General features: G+C 44.7%; 1 rRNA gene. It reads left to right on the top strand.

Annotation, left to right across the window (positions count from 1 at the left end):
* Positions 1–157 precede the first annotated feature (157 nt).
* Positions 158–217, top strand: a 5S ribosomal RNA gene (gene rrf, locus FS628_RS33540); the annotation flags it as partial.

Below are 217 nucleotides of genomic sequence, written 5' to 3'. Positions count from 1 at the left end.
GAGGGCTTATCCAATAGCAAGTTCTAAATCGCATGTTTCGTTTCGAATCTAGTTTTCAGAGAATGATCTCTGAAATGAAAATCGGTACATCACAGAACGTGTGTATGATTTTCAGTTCCATATCTGATTTCAAGAAGCTATGCTTCGACAAATCGCGTTTGGTGGCGATGGCGGAGGGGTTCCACACGTACCCATCCCGAACACGACCGTTAAGCCC

Source organism: Paenibacillus xylanexedens (assembly GCF_007676705.1).
GTDB classification, from domain to species: Bacteria; Bacillota; Bacilli; order Paenibacillales; family Paenibacillaceae; genus Paenibacillus; species Paenibacillus xylanexedens_C.
The sequence above is the reverse complement of the archived record's forward strand: the minus strand, read 5'-3'. Positions and strand labels throughout refer to the sequence as shown.